The sequence below is a fragment of the Nocardia pseudovaccinii NBRC 100343 genome (genome assembly GCF_001613225.1).
Taxonomy (GTDB): Bacteria; Actinomycetota; Actinomycetes; order Mycobacteriales; family Mycobacteriaceae; genus Nocardia; species Nocardia pseudovaccinii.
In genome coordinates this window covers 57,011-72,306 of record NZ_BDBY01000193.1, presented here as the reverse complement: position 1 = coordinate 72,306, position 15,296 = coordinate 57,011, and the positions used below count along the sequence as shown (strand labels likewise).

Sequence of the window (15,296 nt, the reverse complement as noted above, 5' to 3'; positions counted from 1 at the left end):
AGCACACAGTAGGTTGGATTCCTGGAAGTGACAAGGGCCACAATGAGGAACCTCGGGATTGCCCGAAACCACCGGCTGTGACGGCGACATGCTCGACGTCGGATCACTCGGCCAAGTCGCGATTTCGTCCTAAATGGCCACATTGCCGTCCTGTGCTCGCTCTGCTCGGAACTGCGATATCGAGAGCAGAAGCCGTGCGGACCACCTCCGCGGTGATGCTGGATACGAATCTGTGGTCGTCTATCGGCGATGATCGGGCATCAGCGGAGTTCGACGACGGTGGCGACCGCTGCGGGTGCTGCCATTGCCTGGCTGTCCCGGCCGGGAGTCTGCCGATCACGTGGGCCCACGGCCACTCCACGGCGCGAGTCGACCCTCGCGTGGACCTAGGCGGATGCGGTCACACCTCGGTGCACGCCGCCGAGACCGATCAGGGGGTTTGAACCGTGACCCGGTAGCCGAGGCGGAGTTCTCGGGCGGGGTGGGCGGCGGCGGTGAGGTGGAGCCAGCGGTGCAGGCCGGCGCGCGGGTCCGGGACGTAGGCCGCCTGGGTGTGGGTGATGCCGAACGGGAAGTTTCCGGATGCCGCGGTGGCGGTGGCGGTCATCAGATGCATCTCCGCCCACAGGTGCGGTTCGGGCGCGTCTTCGGGCAGGGGACGGGTGTTCGGAAGGAAGAAGCCGAACGGTTCGGCGGGGGCTCCGGAGGTGTGGATGAGCGTGCCGGTGACGAATAGTCGCACCGTCCCGGTATGCACCACACAGTTGGGTGTCAGGGGCAGGGGCGGGGCAGGTTGCAGCTCGAGCCGGAAAACCATGGGCCGACTGTACGGTGTCGCCATGTGCGCGAAAAGCACTGGAGCGTCACGAAGTTCGGTTGCTCACAGGCCCAGCCGCACGCAGATCGGTATCAGCGCCGACATGTGTGCCGTAATTGTCCGATCTGGGCGAATCTGTTCGATCGCACGGAAATGATGCGATCACCGCGTGGCTCGTCCACGAAAAGCTACACCTCGCGCAGCGGTTCGATACGGGCCGGAACATGCTTGTGCCACGGTGTTCCGGCGATCGCATCGCGCCAACCGGCATCGGTGAGCTCATTCGCGGCCACACCGGTGCGGGTGCCATCGGGCAGGTCCAGGCCAAGCCCGTTGGGCAGCGAGGCATGCCCGGGCCGCATGCGGTCGTTGATCTCTACCGCGGCCACGGCGCTGCCGCGCCGGGTGGTGATGCGGGCGCGCTCACCGCTGGTGAGACCGAGGGCGGTGGCATCGTCGGGACTGAGGCGCAGCGCGCCCTCCGGATCGCGGCGACGCCAGCTGTTGTCGCGGAAAATGGTATTGGCAGTGAAGGATCGCCGTTCCCCGGCCGACAGGACAAAGGGGAATTCGGGACTGGTGTGCGTGGCGGGCGTGGCCGGGAGTTGGCGCAGCGCGTGCAGCAATTCCGGGATCGCCAACGGGATGCGCGGGTGTGGCACATAGTCCCAGGCGTCCGGATAGTCATCGACGGTGAAGGTGACTCCGGAGCGGCCCGCGAGGATGGCGTCGAACAGCGCATCGGCATCGAGGTGACCCGCTCGACGCATTGCGGCCGGATGCACCTTCGCGACGCGCTGCGCGAGCGCCCACAACACAGCGGCCGAGCGCGCACCATCGGGCAGGGTCGGGCCGAGGGTTTCATAGAGCAGGTAGGGGGCGAGTCCGCCGATCTTCTTGTTCATCGCCAACAATGCGGCAAAGACCAATGCGTAGGGGCGGCGGCCGAGTTTCGCGGCGGTCCGCAGCACCGTCAGCTCGGCACGACCGACGACGCCGAGTTCACGAAGCAGGCGCGCGTAGATCTCGGGTTCGGGCAATGTGCCGGGGAGCGGTTCGAGTACCGGCGCGCGCAGATGGAAGGTGTTGTGCGGGAACTCCAGATTGAAGAAGGTGGCCTCCCACTTCTCGAACTGGCTGGCCGCGGGCAGCACATAGTCGGCGTGGCGTGCGGTTTCGGTGAACGCGACATCGATGACCACCACCAGATCCAGTGCGTCCAGTGCGGCGCGGAAGGCGGTCGAATCGGCGAGTGAATGTGCCGGATTCGCGGATTCGATGATCATCGCCCGGAACCGGTCGGGGTGATCGGTGCGGATTTCCTCGGCGATCGAGTTGCACGACAGCATGCCGCCGAGGATCGGTGCGCCGGTCACCGGGCTGCGTTTGATGTCACGGCTGTAGTTCGCCAACGGCGCCATCCACGAATGTGGTTGCATGGCACCGGGTTTGGCGAAGTTTCCGGTGAGCAGCCAGAGCAGCTTGTTCAAATAGGAGATCAGGGTGCTGTTGGGGCTCTGCTGGACACCCAGGTCCTCATAGGTGGCCACACTGCTCGCGGTGCCGATCCGATGGGCGGCGGAGCGCAGCGATTCCACTGGCACACCGCAGGTTTCGGCATAAGACGCGATATCGATATCGCGCAGCACCGCGATGACGGCCTCGACCTGGTCGGCGTGTTCGGTGAGGAATGCGTGATCGAGCAGATCGTCTTGCACCAGCACGGCGAGCATCGCGGCCAGGCACCACGCGTCGGTGCCGGGGCGGACCTGCAGGTGGATATCGGCGAGATCGGCGGTTTCGGTGCGCACCGGATCGAGCACGATCATGGTGCGGGCCGGATCCTTGGCGATCTGCTGCAGGACGGTGCGGGCACGCGGCACACCGTGTGACTGCCAGGGATTCTTGCCGAGGAAGACAGAAACCTCGGCACGTTCGAAATCGCCGGTGGTGTGGCCGCCGGTCAAATGCGCGTCGACCCAGCCCTCGCCGGTCTTCTCCTGGGCGAGCGCGGTCGAGCGATAGCGACTGCCCAGTGCCCGGCGTAGGGCGCCGCTGTAGGCGCCACCCAGGTGGTTGCCCTGTCCCCCGCCGCCGTAGAAGAAGATCTTGTCGCCGCCATAGGTGGACTTGACCGCGGTGAGTCGGGCGGCGACCTCGGAAATCGCGGTATCCCAGTCGATTTCGGTGAAACTGCCATCGGCTTCGCGGCGCAGGGGGGTGGTCAGGCGGGTGCCGCCGTTCTGGTAGTGGTCCAGGCGCAGCGCCTTGTTGCAGGTGTATCCGGCCGAGGCGACGTGGTCCTTGTCGCCGCGGATCTTGGCGAAGCTGCGGCCGTCGAGCTGGATCAGCAGGCCGCAGTTGTTCTCACACAGGATGCATGCGGTCTTATGCCATTCCTGTTGTGCCGCGGCATCATTGCGTCCAGGTCGCGCGCTGTTGCCGACTCGGCTGCCTTGCTGCGCGGCGGTACTCATCGATGCTCCTCCGAGTTGTCGTCGACGGAAGCGAAACCGCCGGTCGAAATATGGATGCTCAACTGGTCTGGTCGACGCGAGTGCCGTCGATCCACGCCTTCGGCTCGGCCAGAAACGGTGTGTCGCCGAGCCGATCGAGATCGTCGAAGAAGGCGTCCTGGGTGCGAGTGGCCGCCTTACTGCTGCCGGTGGACAGGAATGCGGCGAGTTCGTGATTCAGACTGCGCGACAACGACCTCTCCGTGCCGAAATAGATGGCGCGCTTGAGCTCGCTGATGACGACCGGATTGCGCGCGGCCAGACGCGTCGCGGTGGCCTCGGTTTCAACGAGTAACTCGTTCTCGGAGGTCAGCCGGTGCACCAGGCCCAGACGCAGGCCCTGCTGTGCGCTGAGCGGTCCACCTTCGAGGGTCAACTCGATCGCCTTTGCCGCGCCGATCAGTCGCGGCAGGCGCTGGGTTCCGCCGCCGCCCGGAATGAGATTGGCGATCGATTCGATCTGACCGAGTTTGACGTGCTCGGCATCGGCGGCGTACCGGATATCGCAGGCGAGGGCGATCTCATGCCCGCCGCCGAGGGCCGGGCCATTGATGGCGGCCAGATAGACCACGCGAGATCGGTTCATCCGCAGGGTCGTTCGCTTCCAGCGGTAACCCCACACCATGCCGGTCCCGAGACCGCCCCCGAAACGCTCCAGCACATGGGCCGCACCCGGTACCCGCAGGCTCGTGTTGAGCACCGGGATCAGCGGCGCCACCGCGCGGGCCGGGATGAACGGATGCGGCATCGCGAGCATGCCGGTCAGCGCGCTCGGATCCGCGTGGGTGAGGAACCGCCCGGGCAGACCGCCCGTGAGCACGATCGCGCCGACCGTGTCGTCGGTATCGGCCGCCGCGGTGAGCAGGTCCAGATCCCGTACGACGGCGGGTGTGACGAAGTTCAGCGGCGGTGCGACGATGGTCGCGGTGAGCACTCTCCCGTTCCGGGCCAGGTCGATCGTCTCCAAGTCGAGCTCGGCTGTTCGCGACATCGGCGTCTCCTCGGGTTCGTGGTGGGCGCGGTGGAAGCTGCACCCGACGCTGATTATGGTCCTCACCATAATCGGGATGTCAAGGGCACGCCCTGTCGAACACGGTCGGCCGCATACCCAGAAAGACGGCTCCGAGCGGGCATTCTCCGCAGGGGCGAACTGCCGAATGTCACCGGAAAAGACCCGGATCGATCAGGCGCTACGCGGAAGCGCTGATGGCGTTCGTCAGCTGAACTTGCAATTCGTGGACGGTGTCCTCGAGCGGAGTGATGGCACGCTCGACGCGACACAGCGCGATCGCCCCCTCGACAGCGGCGACGGTGAGAGTGGCCATGCGCCGCGACCGCACCGGGTCGAGGCCGTGACGGCTGAGCATATCGGTGAGCGCGGCATTCCAGCGGGCGAAGACGGCGGCGGCAGATGCCGCGAATTCCGGTGCGTCGTCGTTGGTTTCGACGGCGACCGCGAAGATCGGGCAGCCCGCGCGGTAGTCGCTGTCGACGAGGGTCCGTCGCCACAGTGCGACGAACATATCCAGTGCGGTCTCCGGATCGTTCTCGCGGGTGATCGTTTCGATGAATTCCGACATCGAACCACCGGCCGCGGTGAGCGCGTCGGTGATCAGGTGGGTGCGACCGCCGGGAAAGTGGTGATAGACCGACCCGCGAGGCGCACCGGTATCGGCCAGCACCCGGTCCACACTGGTGGCGCTCGCGCCATGGATGCGCAGGGATTCGATCGTGCCCGCGATCATCCTCCGGCGCGCGTCACGCTGCTGTGGGCGCGCCGGAGCCTCCTTATTCGTGCGGCGTGTCGCTGCCATGTAGCCATAGTATGGGACGCCCCATAACACCGGGGGTGTTCGTCTACCGCACGCGGCTGGCGTGGAAATCCAGCACCGCGGCCAAGGTCTCCCTGGGGGCTTCGAACTGGGGATAGTGCCCGACCTTCGGCAACTCGACCACATCCGGATCCGGGATCAGTTCGCGATAGCGGCGCACCATGTGCGCACCCGATACCGGATCGAGCAGACCGTCGATCAGCCGGACCGGAACCGGTGTGTCGACCAGGGCGCCCACCCAGCGCGCCCGGTTCGCCTTGCGCTCACCCATATAGCGAATCAGCTTGTGCCCGTTGCTCTTCCCGTGCTTGCTACACCACAGGATCCAGTACTGATCGAGCTCGTGGGAACTGGGTCGGGTGTCGGGACCGAAGACCCCGGCAAGGCTGCGACGGAACACCCGCTCGGTACCCAGCACCCCGAGCAGCGGTCCCAGCGGACTCGCCAGCAACTTCTGCACCGGTCGCGCACGGTGGGTCTCAGGGAACAGTCCGCCGTTGAGCAGGCATACCGATTCGATCACCAGGGAATCGTCGCCGTCGGCGCGGCGCTGCGCGTCGCGGGCCAGCAACTCCTGGGCGACAGTGTCGCCGTAATCGTGGGCCAGGATGTGCGTCCGGGAAATCCCCTGCTCACGCAGCAGATTCTCGTGGATATCGGCCTGATCGGCGATCCGGTAATCGTAATTGCGGGGTTTGGCCGACCAGCCGAAGCCGATCATATCCGGGGCAATGAGCCGCGCGAACCGCTCACGCAGACCCGGCCATACCGCGTGCCAGTCCCAGGACGCGGTGGGGAAACCGTGGATGCAGAGCAGATTTCCGGCACCGTCGCCGCTGCTGTCCTGCCAGAAGATCTGATGGCCGCGGTGGGTGTGGCGCCGACCGCTCGCCCGCCAGGACGCAAACTCTTCCATGTCTACCTCCTTCGTGCCGACAACTATTGCGCGCGAACGCTACCGCCACAGCCATTCGGGGGAACCGAACCACACTGTCCGTGTCACGTACCGCATGGTCTTTTCGAGCCGGGTGTTTGCTCTGCGAGAATGCCACAGTGCATGTCGCGATCGGCCTCGTTGTTCTAGTCGCCTCGGCGGCGTCGCTCGCGGCGCTCGCGCGACGGTTCGGGATATCCGAACCGCTGGTGTTGACGCTGGCCGGGGTGGTCGCGTCGTATTTGCCGCACGTTCCCGAGGTCCATCCGGATCCCGAGGTCATCCTGCTGGGTTTCCTGCCGCCGCTGCTCTACACCTCGGCGATTCGCACCTCCCTGGTCGACTTCCGGGCCAATGCGCGCACCATCGCGCTGCTGTCGGTGGGTCTGGTGCTGTTCAGCACGTTCGCGGTCGCGGCGGTGGTGTGGTGGCTGTTGCCGGTACCGTTCGCGGTGGCGGTGGCACTGGGTGCGGTGGTCGCACCGACGGACGCGGTGGCCGCGACCGGCATCGCGCGACGCATCGGGATGCCGCGCCGGATCGTCACGATCCTCGAAGACGAGTCGATGTTCAACGACGCGACCGCGCTGGTGACGGTGCGCACCGCGATCGCGGCGGCCGCGGGCACGGTGTCGGTGTGGAAGGCCGGTGGTGACTTCCTGCTGGCAGCGGGCGGCGGCGCGGCGGTGGGCATCGTGGTCGCCTATCTGCTGGCGATGCTGCGGCGGCGGATCACCGATCCGGTGCTGGACACCACGCTGTCGTTCCTGGCGCCGTTCGTCGCCTATCTGCCCGCCGAGGGGATCGAAGCCTCCGGTGTGATCGCGGTGGTGACCTGCGGCATGGTACTGGGGCACGGTGCACCGGCGTGGCAGAGCGCCGCCTCCCGGATCGCCGAACGCACCAACTGGCGCACCATCCAATTCATTCTGGAAAGCGTCGTCTTCCTGATGATCGGGCTGCAGATGCGCGCCATCATCGAAGGCGCGTGGGACAGCAACCTCGATCACCGCACCCTGATCGTTGCGGCGGTGGCGGTCATGTTGGCGGCGATGCTGTCGCGGCCGCTGTGGGTGTTCCCGGTCGCGTTGCTCTCGCGCAAGCTCGGATTGTCGAATGCCGATGTGCCGCTGAGCCATCCGGTGGTGGTGTCGTGGGCGGGCATGCGCGGGGTGGTCACCCTGGCGGCGGTGCTGCTGCTGCCCGCCGACACCCCGCAACTGCCGGTGCTCAAACTGCTCGCCCTCGTCGTGGTCGCGGGAACGCTACTGCTGCAGGGGACTTCGCTGCCGTGGGTGGTTCGGCGGCTGCATGTGCGCGGCCCGAGTCGCGCGGAAAACGCACTGCAGAAGGCGAATCTGCTGCAGCAGGCGACCTCGGCCGGACTGGCCGAGCTGGAAAAGCACATCACCCCCGACACACCGCCCGGTGTCGTCGAGACACTGCGTGATCGGGTCACCTGGAAGACCAACGCGGCCTGGGAACGACTGGGCCGCTCGGAATCGGAACTGGCGACACCGACCGCCGAATATCGTCGGCTGCGGCTGGAAATGCTGCGCGCGGAACGGGAAACAGTACTGCGCGTGCGGGATTCGGGCACCGCGGACTACGAGATCCTGCAGTACGTGCTCTCGCGGCTCGATCTCGAGGAATCGATGATCGACCGCTTCGACGAAACCGAAGAGGAACGCGTCGAACCGCTCGCCGCCCCGGTGGCGGCCGACAGCTGCGCGCATCTCGAGTCCGCGCCGCTGGTGCGTGAGCCCACCGAACCCGACGAGTGCAAGGAATGCATCGCCGAGGGGTACGCCTGGGTGCATCTGCGAATGTGCCTGTCCTGCGGGCACATCGCCTGCTGTGACTCCTCGGTGGGCAATCACGCGACCAAGCATTATGCCGCTACCGGACATCCGGTGATGCGCAGTGTGGAGCCCGGTGAGGCGTGGCGGTGGTGCTATGTGGACGAGCTACTCGGCTGAGCGGCGGGCGTGAGAGTAGATCAACCGCGCGTACTGGGCCAGCAGCTGGTCCAGTGAAATGTCCTCCCCGCCCGCGGCGATCTGCTGGTAGCCGATCAGCATCGACATGCCGAGTGCGGTGACCACCGCGGTGGTCTCCTCATCGCCCACAACGCCTTTGATCGCCTTGTGCACGGTGCGGCGGCGTGATTCGTCGACCCGCTTGAGTGCCAGATTGACCGATTCGTCATTACCGGCCCAGGCCCGGATCGCGGCCTCGGCGGCGTGGTGCAGGCCCGCGGCGAGGTCGGACATGGCGCGGATGTCGTCGTCGGGATTGCCCTGGTTGAATTTCAGTGTGCGCAGGATGATGACCTGGCGGTTCTCCCAATGCTCGAGCAGCGCGTCCACGAAGCCCTGCCAGCTGCCGAAATGATGGTAGAACGAGCCGCTGGTGACACCGAGGCGGCGGCACAGCACGCCGATATTGAGGCCCTTGAAGCCGAGTTCGGCCAAGACCTCCAGAGCGGTGTCGAAGTACTGCTCCTTGGTGACCACTCGTGACATTCGCAGGCGCCGTTTCTGTTCGTGCGGGCAAGGCGGGAGGACCAGACAGTACCTCATCGTATGTCCGTCGCGCCGAAACGTAACGAAGTCCGCGCATTGCGGTAACCGCGCCGTGAAAGTACCCGTGACCGGGCGAAACATGCAGTGGCGTAGCGGAAGAGGGGTTTGCCGGGATGCTGCCGCTTCATTACAGAGCAATTGCTCTGTTATAGTCGTGGCATGCCCCGCCCACGGACCCACGACCCCGACACCGTGCTCGATGCCGCGGAGTCGCTGGCGGTGCGCTCGGGTCCGGCGGCGGTCACCATCCGGGCCGTCGCGGCGGCCACCGGCGTGTCCAACGGCGCGATCTATCACACCTTCGGCTCGCGCGCGGAACTACTCGGACGCAGCTGGTTACGGGCGGCCGGGCGGTTTCTGCGGATGCAGACCGAGTCGGTCGAGGCGCATCTGTCCGCGAACGACGACACCTCGGGCGCGCTCGAGGCGGTAGTGGCCGCCGCCGAGACGCCGGTGGAGTTCGCGCGGCGATACCCGGATTCCTCGAAACTGCTGCTGACCGTCTCACGTGACGAACTGCTCGGCGACGAACTGCCCGAACAGATCGTCGCCGAACTCGCCGGAACCGATGACGCGCTGGTGCGACTGCTCATCCGGCTCGCACGCGCCCTGTGGGGCCGCGGTGACGCCGCCGCGGTCGATGTGATCACCACCTGCGTCGTCGATTTGCCGACCGGCATCCTGCTGCGTCGCGACCGGATCGCCGAACCCATTGCCCGCGAACACCTTCGCGCCGCCGTGCGCGCGGTGCTCGCGGTCGGCCCACCCGAATAACACCCGAAGTAAGGAACAACATGAGCACACTGAGTTACCACGAAAAGATCGCCGTCCTGGACCTCGGTGATGACGAAAATCGTTTCACCCCAGACTTTCTCGACGCGGTCGACGCCCACCTCGACACCGCACTCGCCGAGGAGGCGCACGGTCTGGTGACCACCGCGAGCGGCAAGTTCTACTCCAACGGCCTCGACGTGGACTGGCTGGTCGCCAACGGTGACCGCACCCAGTGGTACATCGGCCGGGTGCAGGCCTTGTTCGCCCGCGTGCTCACCCTGCCCATACCCACCGCTGCCGCACTGCCCGGGCACGCTTTCGGCGCCGGCGCCATGCTCGCCCTCGCCCACGACTACCGGGTGATGCGCGCCGACCGCGGTTTCTTCTGTCTGCCCGAGGTCGATATCCGCATTCCCTTCACACCGGGTATGGCCGCGCTGATCCAGTCCAAGCTGCCCCCCAAGGCCGCGGTGGCCTCGATGACCACCGGTCGCCGCTTCGGCGGAATCGATGCCTCAGCGCTGGATATCGTCGACGCCACCGCGGGCGAAGCCGCGGTCGCCACCGCCGCCATCGCAATGCTCGCCCCACTCGGCGGTAAGGATCCCGCGACGCTGGGCGCGATCAAGAACACCATGTTCGGGCCGGTCGTCGCCAAGCTGACCGAATCCAGCTCCTAGACGGTAGGTTCGGCACACATCAACAGCGGAGCCCGACATGACCGAGGCCGCCGTCCTGCAACGCCAGGGCCATATCGCGATCATCACGCTGAACCGGCCCGAGGCGATGAACGCGGTGAACTCCGCGCTCTCGATCGCCGTCGGTGCGGCACTCGAGGAGGTTGCGGCCGATCGGGACCTGCGGGCCGCGGTGATCACCGGGGCCGGTCGCGCGTTCTGTGCGGGCGCGGACCTCAAGCAACTGGCTCGCGGCAACGGAATTCACGACCCGGACCATCCGGAGTACGGATTCGCCGGGCTGGTCCAGCATTTCATCGACAAACCGCTCATCGCCGCGGTCAACGGATTCGCCCTGGGCGGTGGCACCGAAATCGTCTTGGCGTGTGATCTCGCGGTGATGAGCGCCGATGCCGAACTCGGACTGCCCGAGGTCACCCGGGGGTTGTTCGCCGCCGCGGGTGGCGTGCTGCGGCTGCCGCGTCAGATCCCACCCAAGATCGCTCACGAGATGGTGCTCACCGGAGCGCCGATCGATGCCGCGGCCGCCGCGCACTGGGGGTTGGTCAACCGGGTCGTCCCGGCCGATCAGGTGCTGCCCACCGCGATAGAGCTCGCCGAGACGATCGCTGCCAACGCGCCGCTGTCGGTGCGCGCGTCCAAGCGAATCATGCACCGCGGCAACGAATTCGGCTCCGATTGGGATGCGCGGATGTGGGAGATGAGTTTCCGGGAGGCGGGACCGATCTTCGCGAGCAAGGACGCGCTGGAAGGGCCGCGCGCGTTCGCGGAGAAGCGTGCGCCGCGGTGGCGCGGGGAATGACGGCGGAGGTTTTCGCGGGAAGTCATCTCGGGCGGTAGGGCTGCGGAAGTCGTGGTCGGCCCCTCGGGGTGCGGCATACCCCGAGGCCGCGCTACCCGGATTCGCCCGCCACAGTTGAATCCGGCGTATCCGTGAGGTGCTTGTCGAAGAACGCGAAGATGCGATGCCAGGCATCGCGGGTGGCCTCGGCGTCGTAGCCGAGACCGGCGACCCGCAGGACCGGGTCGATGCCGAAGACGTTGGCGAAGCCGTGCATGGTGCCCGGGTAGGTCTTGATGTCGTGCTCGACGCCGAGATCGGTCAGCACACGATCGAGTTTGCGGCCCGCGCCCAGAAGTGAGGGATCGAGCTGGGCATAGCTGGCCACCACCGGGCATGCGCCCTCGAGTTGGGCGCGGTAGTCGCCGTAGAGGCCCGGATAGAACGGTGCGGCCGCGTCGAAACCCATTGGCGCGGTGAGCAATGCGAAGCCACCGCCCATGCAGAAGCCGATGACCGCCGTCTTGCCGGTGCAGTCGCGATCGACGACCAGGCGGTCGCGGGCGGCGAGGATCTCCCGGATCGCGGGGCTGGCGCCGGTGAAGATCAGCGACCGCATCACCGCCCGGATGCAGCGCACCCGGCCATTGGCGAACAGGTTCGGGGCGATCGTGAGATAGCCGTAGTCGGCGAGCATTTCGACATTGCTGCGGATATCCGGACCGAAGCCGACACCGTCGTGCAGCACCACGACTCCGGGCCACGGACCGTCCCCGGTCGGGCGGGCCAGGATCGCTTCGAGAGCGCCGTCCGGTGCGTCGAGCTCGATGGTGTCCATGTCAGCAATGTAGGCGACTGTCCCAGACGTGTACAGCTATTGCGTGGCGAGCCGCTATCGCGCGAGAGGAATTTCGGAGTTGATCGTGAAATGCGCGGTGTCGCGGCCCCGGTTGGTTTAACCTCGGCCAACGCGGTGTCCCCGGTCAGCGCGTTGTCGAACGAAAGGTGACTTGTTCATGTTTCGGCTGCCGTGGCGCGCCCTCTCCGTCGCGACCACCCTGGCGCTCACCATATTCGCGGCCTCGCCCCTGGTCGCGGCCGACAGCGGTGACTACGCGAAATACGATCCCGACCCGACCGGCGACGCCTACCTCGATCAGCATTTCAATACCGACGGGCTGTCCAACGGCGCGATCCTGTCGTCGCGATCGGTGCAGATTCTGCCGCCGCTGGCCGCCACCAACGACTTCGCTGCCTGGCAGGTGTGGTTCAAATCCACTGCCGCCGACGGCACTTCGATCGCCGCGCTCACCACGATCATGAAACCGAAGACATGGAACGGCCGCGTCGTCAGCAATGACTACGCCATCGACAGCGTCGGACTGCAATGCAATCCGTCCTACCAGCTGACCCATTCGGTCTCCATCGAGGCTCCCGACATCACCCGCCAGCTGCTCGGGCACGGTTACGCGGTCGTGATGACCGACTACCAAGGCCCCAAGATGGCCTACGCACACGGGCCCACCCAGGCTCGCGAGGTGCTCGACGGAATCCGTGCCGCACTACAGTTTCCGGCGGCCGGACTCGCGGGCAGCCCCACCACGATGATCGGCTACAGCGGCGGCGCGATCGCCACCGTATGGGCCGCGCAGCTGCAGCCCACCTATGCCCCCGAACTGCGGATCCTCGGCGCCGCCGCCGGTGGCACACCCGCCGACCTGAGCCTGCTGCGCAAAACGATGGACGGGAAACCGCCCGCCGGGGCGCTGTATCTGATGGCGGCGCTCGGGGTGGCCCGAGCCACGCCCGAGGCCTTCGACCTGCTCAACGACTTGGGCGTGCGGACCGCGCAGGAGAACAAGAACCTCTGCTCCAATGCCGCCCTGCTCGGCGCCGTACCGGTGGCGCTGCGCACGCTGACCAAGGTCGACCCGTACCCGACCGAAGTCGTCCAGCGGATCTACCGCGAAACCAAGGCCGGTGGGCTGACCCCGACGATGCCGATCTACCTGTGGCACGGCCTGTTCGACGAATGGATTCCCGTCACCGGCGCACAGGCGCTACAGCAACAGTGGAAGAGCGCTGGGGTGGACGTGTCACTGACGCTGCTGCCGTGCGACCACGTCACCTGCGCGTTCACACCCGGGGCAATCGACCGGATCGACAAGTGGATGGGCGTCGCCTGACCGCGGTCCGACGTTTCCGGCACCCGGGAGCAGATTCGACTTCGGTGCACCACCGCGCGTGTGCTCGGTGGCATCCGCGAGCGTGCGAAGAATCAACAGCCGCAACGGATCCCGGAGCGTCGATCCGCCAGCTCTCCGCGCGACCGCCTTCGCCGAAATCGGCTCAGCAGTCGATATTTTGGCCGCAGCCAGCCATCGCCACCAGCGAACGCAGATGTCAGCGGCGTGAGATCGCGCTCGGTCAATAGCCGGGCGGAGCTGCGGCCGAGACGGGCCGAGTTGTCGGAAGTCCTGCGGCGGAAGTTGCTTCGGTACACATTCGGCTCCCGGCACGTCGACGACATCGACCCCGCGAAGCAGGCCCGGCTCACATCGATCCCACCGATACCGATCGGGGCTTGCGGTGGCGGAGCACCTCGTGAGGGTCCGTTGTACGGACCCCGTGCGTGGTGTCGGTCGCTCATGTGCGAATCTCGAGGTGTCGACTCAGGGAAAGGGCTACTCATGATGCTCGGTATGGTCCTCGGCGACTTCGGTGCTCGCGCTTCGACGCGGGACCGCTAGTCCGTCCTCACAGCCCCGGCTGCCTCAGGCCGTCTCCCGCTCCTCGTCGAAGTGCTCTCCGTGCCAACGCACGTCCGATCACGAGGAGCACCCCATGTCGACCATTCACTGGACCGAAGCAGATACCGACCACAGCGCGCAGTGGCATTCCGAAAGCGCGGCCGCGGCGCCCGCGCAGATCACCATCGCCGATGACCGTATGCGTGCCGATACCGCCTACCGCCTGGCCTGCCAGGGGACGGCGCTGCTGTGGCGCGGCGATTTTCACAACGCCCGTCAGCTGTTGCGGGCACTGAGCCGCCGCATCGATCGCAAACCCGTGCCGGTGGGCGCGGGACCGGCCGAATCCTTTCACCTCTATCGGCGCGCTCGTGGGCAGCGGGCACGGGTGTTGGGCAGGCTGATCGTGCAATTGGAGCCGGACCATTCCCTGGCATTGCGCCGTGCCCCCGATGTTCGGCAGGCGTGCACCGAGATATACGGGTCCACGCATGCGCCGATGGTGATCGCGTTGACCGAACTACTCGGAGCGATCGGAGCGCACGAGTGGCGTGAAAACGGTGTCGTGGTACCGGCTCTCGGTACGCGGATCCACCCGCACTACGGGGTGTTCTCCCCCGTGCGCGGCGAATACGTCGATCTGGTCGCCGCGGCACCGCTGCCGGTCAGGCATCACACCGCGTTCGACCTCGGTACCGGAACCGGCGTGCTCGCGGCGGTGCTGGCTCGCCGCGGCATCGGCCACATCGTCGCCACCGATATCAATCCGCGCGCACTCGCCTGCGCCCGCGACAATATCGACCGTCTCGGGCTCACGAACCGCATCGATGTCCAGGGCCCAGGCCTGTACCCCGACGGCCGCGCACACCTGATCGTCTGCAACCCGCCGTGGCTCCCGGTCCGTCCGACCTCCACCGTCGAACAAGGCGTCTACGACCCGGAAAGCACCATGCTGCGCGCCTTCCTGGCCGACCTCCCCGCTCATCTCGAACCCGGCGGCGAGGGCTGGCTGATCCTATCCGATCTGGCCGAACGTCTCGGCCTGCGCACCCGCACCGAACTCCGCACCGCCATCGGCTCGGCAGGACTGCGCGTCATCGACCGGATCGACACCCGACCCCACCACTCCCGACCCCGCGACGCCACAGACCCGTTCCACGCAGTCCGAGCAGCAGAAGTGACCTCCCTGTGGCGCCTGGCCACCCGGATACCGTGCCAGCACCCGAAATTCATCAAGGGCACCGGCTGATCCCCCGGTCGGTTTCGGGGTCCATCCTCGATCCGCATCGCGCCGGAACCATCCGCGACGGCGCATACGGAATATGTGGACCCCGCGACCGCCTGCAGAAACTGGGGAGCCAGAGTCGCGATCTGCCCTCGACTCGCCATCGTGGCGCCACGAAACTCGCTTCGAAACCCGAAGCGCACCGGCCGCGTCCATCCGTCGGCTTCCGAAAGGGCACTCGCCCCAACCCGGTGGCTCGGGTGCGACGAGAACCTTCGCCCGCCGTGACCGCGATCGCGGAAGGCAGACGGGCACGGGCGAAATCGGGTGAAAACGGCACGCGGGGGTTGGGTGGCAACTTACGGTCGGGAAGAAAGTGTGGCC

General features: G+C 66.6%; 13 protein-coding genes. 6 read left to right on the top strand and 7 right to left on the bottom strand.

Annotated elements, in window-relative coordinates:
- Positions 1 to 430: 430 nt before the first annotated feature.
- From NP3_RS24720 to NP3_RS24700, 5 genes are all read right to left on the bottom strand, one after another.
- On the bottom strand, positions 431 to 817 hold the full coding sequence (locus tag NP3_RS24720) for a hypothetical protein (RefSeq protein ID WP_063043985.1): 387 nt from the start codon (positions 815 to 817) through the stop codon (positions 431 to 433).
- A 188-nt stretch (positions 818 to 1,005) separates the two neighbouring features.
- A complete protein-coding gene (locus NP3_RS24715; protein ID WP_084508917.1) occupies positions 1,006 to 3,294 on the bottom strand; it encodes a molybdopterin-dependent oxidoreductase in 2,289 nt (762 codons plus the stop codon).
- Between the two features lie 58 nt (positions 3,295 to 3,352).
- Complete coding sequence (locus NP3_RS51185) at positions 3,353 to 4,324, bottom strand: enoyl-CoA hydratase/isomerase family protein (RefSeq protein ID WP_063824900.1); 972 nt, start codon at positions 4,322 to 4,324, stop codon at positions 3,353 to 3,355.
- Between the two features lie 199 nt (positions 4,325 to 4,523).
- Complete coding sequence (locus NP3_RS24705) at positions 4,524 to 5,147, bottom strand: TetR/AcrR family transcriptional regulator (RefSeq protein ID WP_245721093.1); 624 nt, start codon at positions 5,145 to 5,147, stop codon at positions 4,524 to 4,526.
- Between the two features lie 43 nt (positions 5,148 to 5,190).
- Positions 5,191 to 6,081, bottom strand: coding sequence for an alpha/beta fold hydrolase (locus tag NP3_RS24700; RefSeq protein ID WP_063043982.1), 891 nt, complete (start codon positions 6,079 to 6,081; stop codon positions 5,191 to 5,193).
- A gap of 137 nt (positions 6,082 to 6,218) precedes the next feature.
- Between NP3_RS24700 and NP3_RS24695 the strand changes: the two genes are divergently transcribed.
- Positions 6,219 to 8,078: a Na+/H+ antiporter gene (locus NP3_RS24695; RefSeq protein ID WP_063043981.1), complete on the top strand. Its 1,860-nt coding sequence runs from the start codon at positions 6,219 to 6,221 to the stop codon at positions 8,076 to 8,078.
- Here NP3_RS24695 and NP3_RS24690 read toward each other — a convergent pair.
- Positions 8,067 to 8,624, bottom strand: coding sequence for a TetR/AcrR family transcriptional regulator (locus NP3_RS24690; RefSeq protein WP_063043980.1), 558 nt, complete (start codon positions 8,622 to 8,624; stop codon positions 8,067 to 8,069). The two genes, NP3_RS24695 and NP3_RS24690, sit on opposite strands and share 12 nt — an antisense overlap.
- Before the next feature lie 219 nt (positions 8,625 to 8,843).
- On the opposite strand from NP3_RS24690, the gene NP3_RS24685 reads away from it, so the two are divergent.
- The 3 genes from NP3_RS24685 to NP3_RS24675 are packed head-to-tail and all read left to right on the top strand — an operon-like array spanning position 8,844 to position 10,958.
- Positions 8,844 to 9,458 carry a TetR/AcrR family transcriptional regulator gene (locus tag NP3_RS24685; RefSeq protein WP_063043979.1) on the top strand — a complete coding sequence of 205 codons (615 nt, stop codon included), beginning with the start codon at positions 8,844 to 8,846 and terminating at the stop codon, positions 9,456 to 9,458.
- Between the two features lie 20 nt (positions 9,459 to 9,478).
- Positions 9,479 to 10,138 carry an enoyl-CoA hydratase-related protein gene (locus NP3_RS24680; RefSeq protein ID WP_063043978.1) on the top strand — a complete coding sequence of 220 codons (660 nt, stop codon included), beginning with the start codon at positions 9,479 to 9,481 and terminating at the stop codon, positions 10,136 to 10,138.
- A 37-nt stretch (positions 10,139 to 10,175) separates the two neighbouring features.
- The gene (locus tag NP3_RS24675; protein ID WP_063043977.1) at positions 10,176 to 10,958 is read left to right on the top strand and encodes a crotonase/enoyl-CoA hydratase family protein; all 783 of its coding nucleotides are present in this window, start codon (positions 10,176 to 10,178) and stop codon (positions 10,956 to 10,958) included.
- Between the two features lie 91 nt (positions 10,959 to 11,049).
- On the opposite strand, the gene NP3_RS24670 is transcribed toward NP3_RS24675, so the two are convergent.
- Positions 11,050 to 11,775: a dienelactone hydrolase family protein gene (locus NP3_RS24670; protein WP_063043976.1), complete on the bottom strand. Its 726-nt coding sequence runs from the start codon at positions 11,773 to 11,775 to the stop codon at positions 11,050 to 11,052.
- Positions 11,776 to 11,953: 178 nt separating this feature from the next.
- On the opposite strand from NP3_RS24670, the gene NP3_RS24665 reads away from it, so the two are divergent.
- Together NP3_RS24665 and NP3_RS24660 are read left to right on the top strand one after the other, a co-directional pair.
- A complete protein-coding gene (locus NP3_RS24665; protein ID WP_063043975.1) occupies positions 11,954 to 13,123 on the top strand; it encodes a lipase family protein in 1,170 nt (389 codons plus the stop codon).
- Between the two features lie 658 nt (positions 13,124 to 13,781).
- Positions 13,782 to 14,936, top strand: a complete 1,155-nt coding sequence (locus NP3_RS24660) for a methyltransferase (protein WP_063043974.1) — start codon at positions 13,782 to 13,784, stop codon at positions 14,934 to 14,936.
- The last annotated feature ends 360 nt before the right edge of the window (positions 14,937 to 15,296 follow it).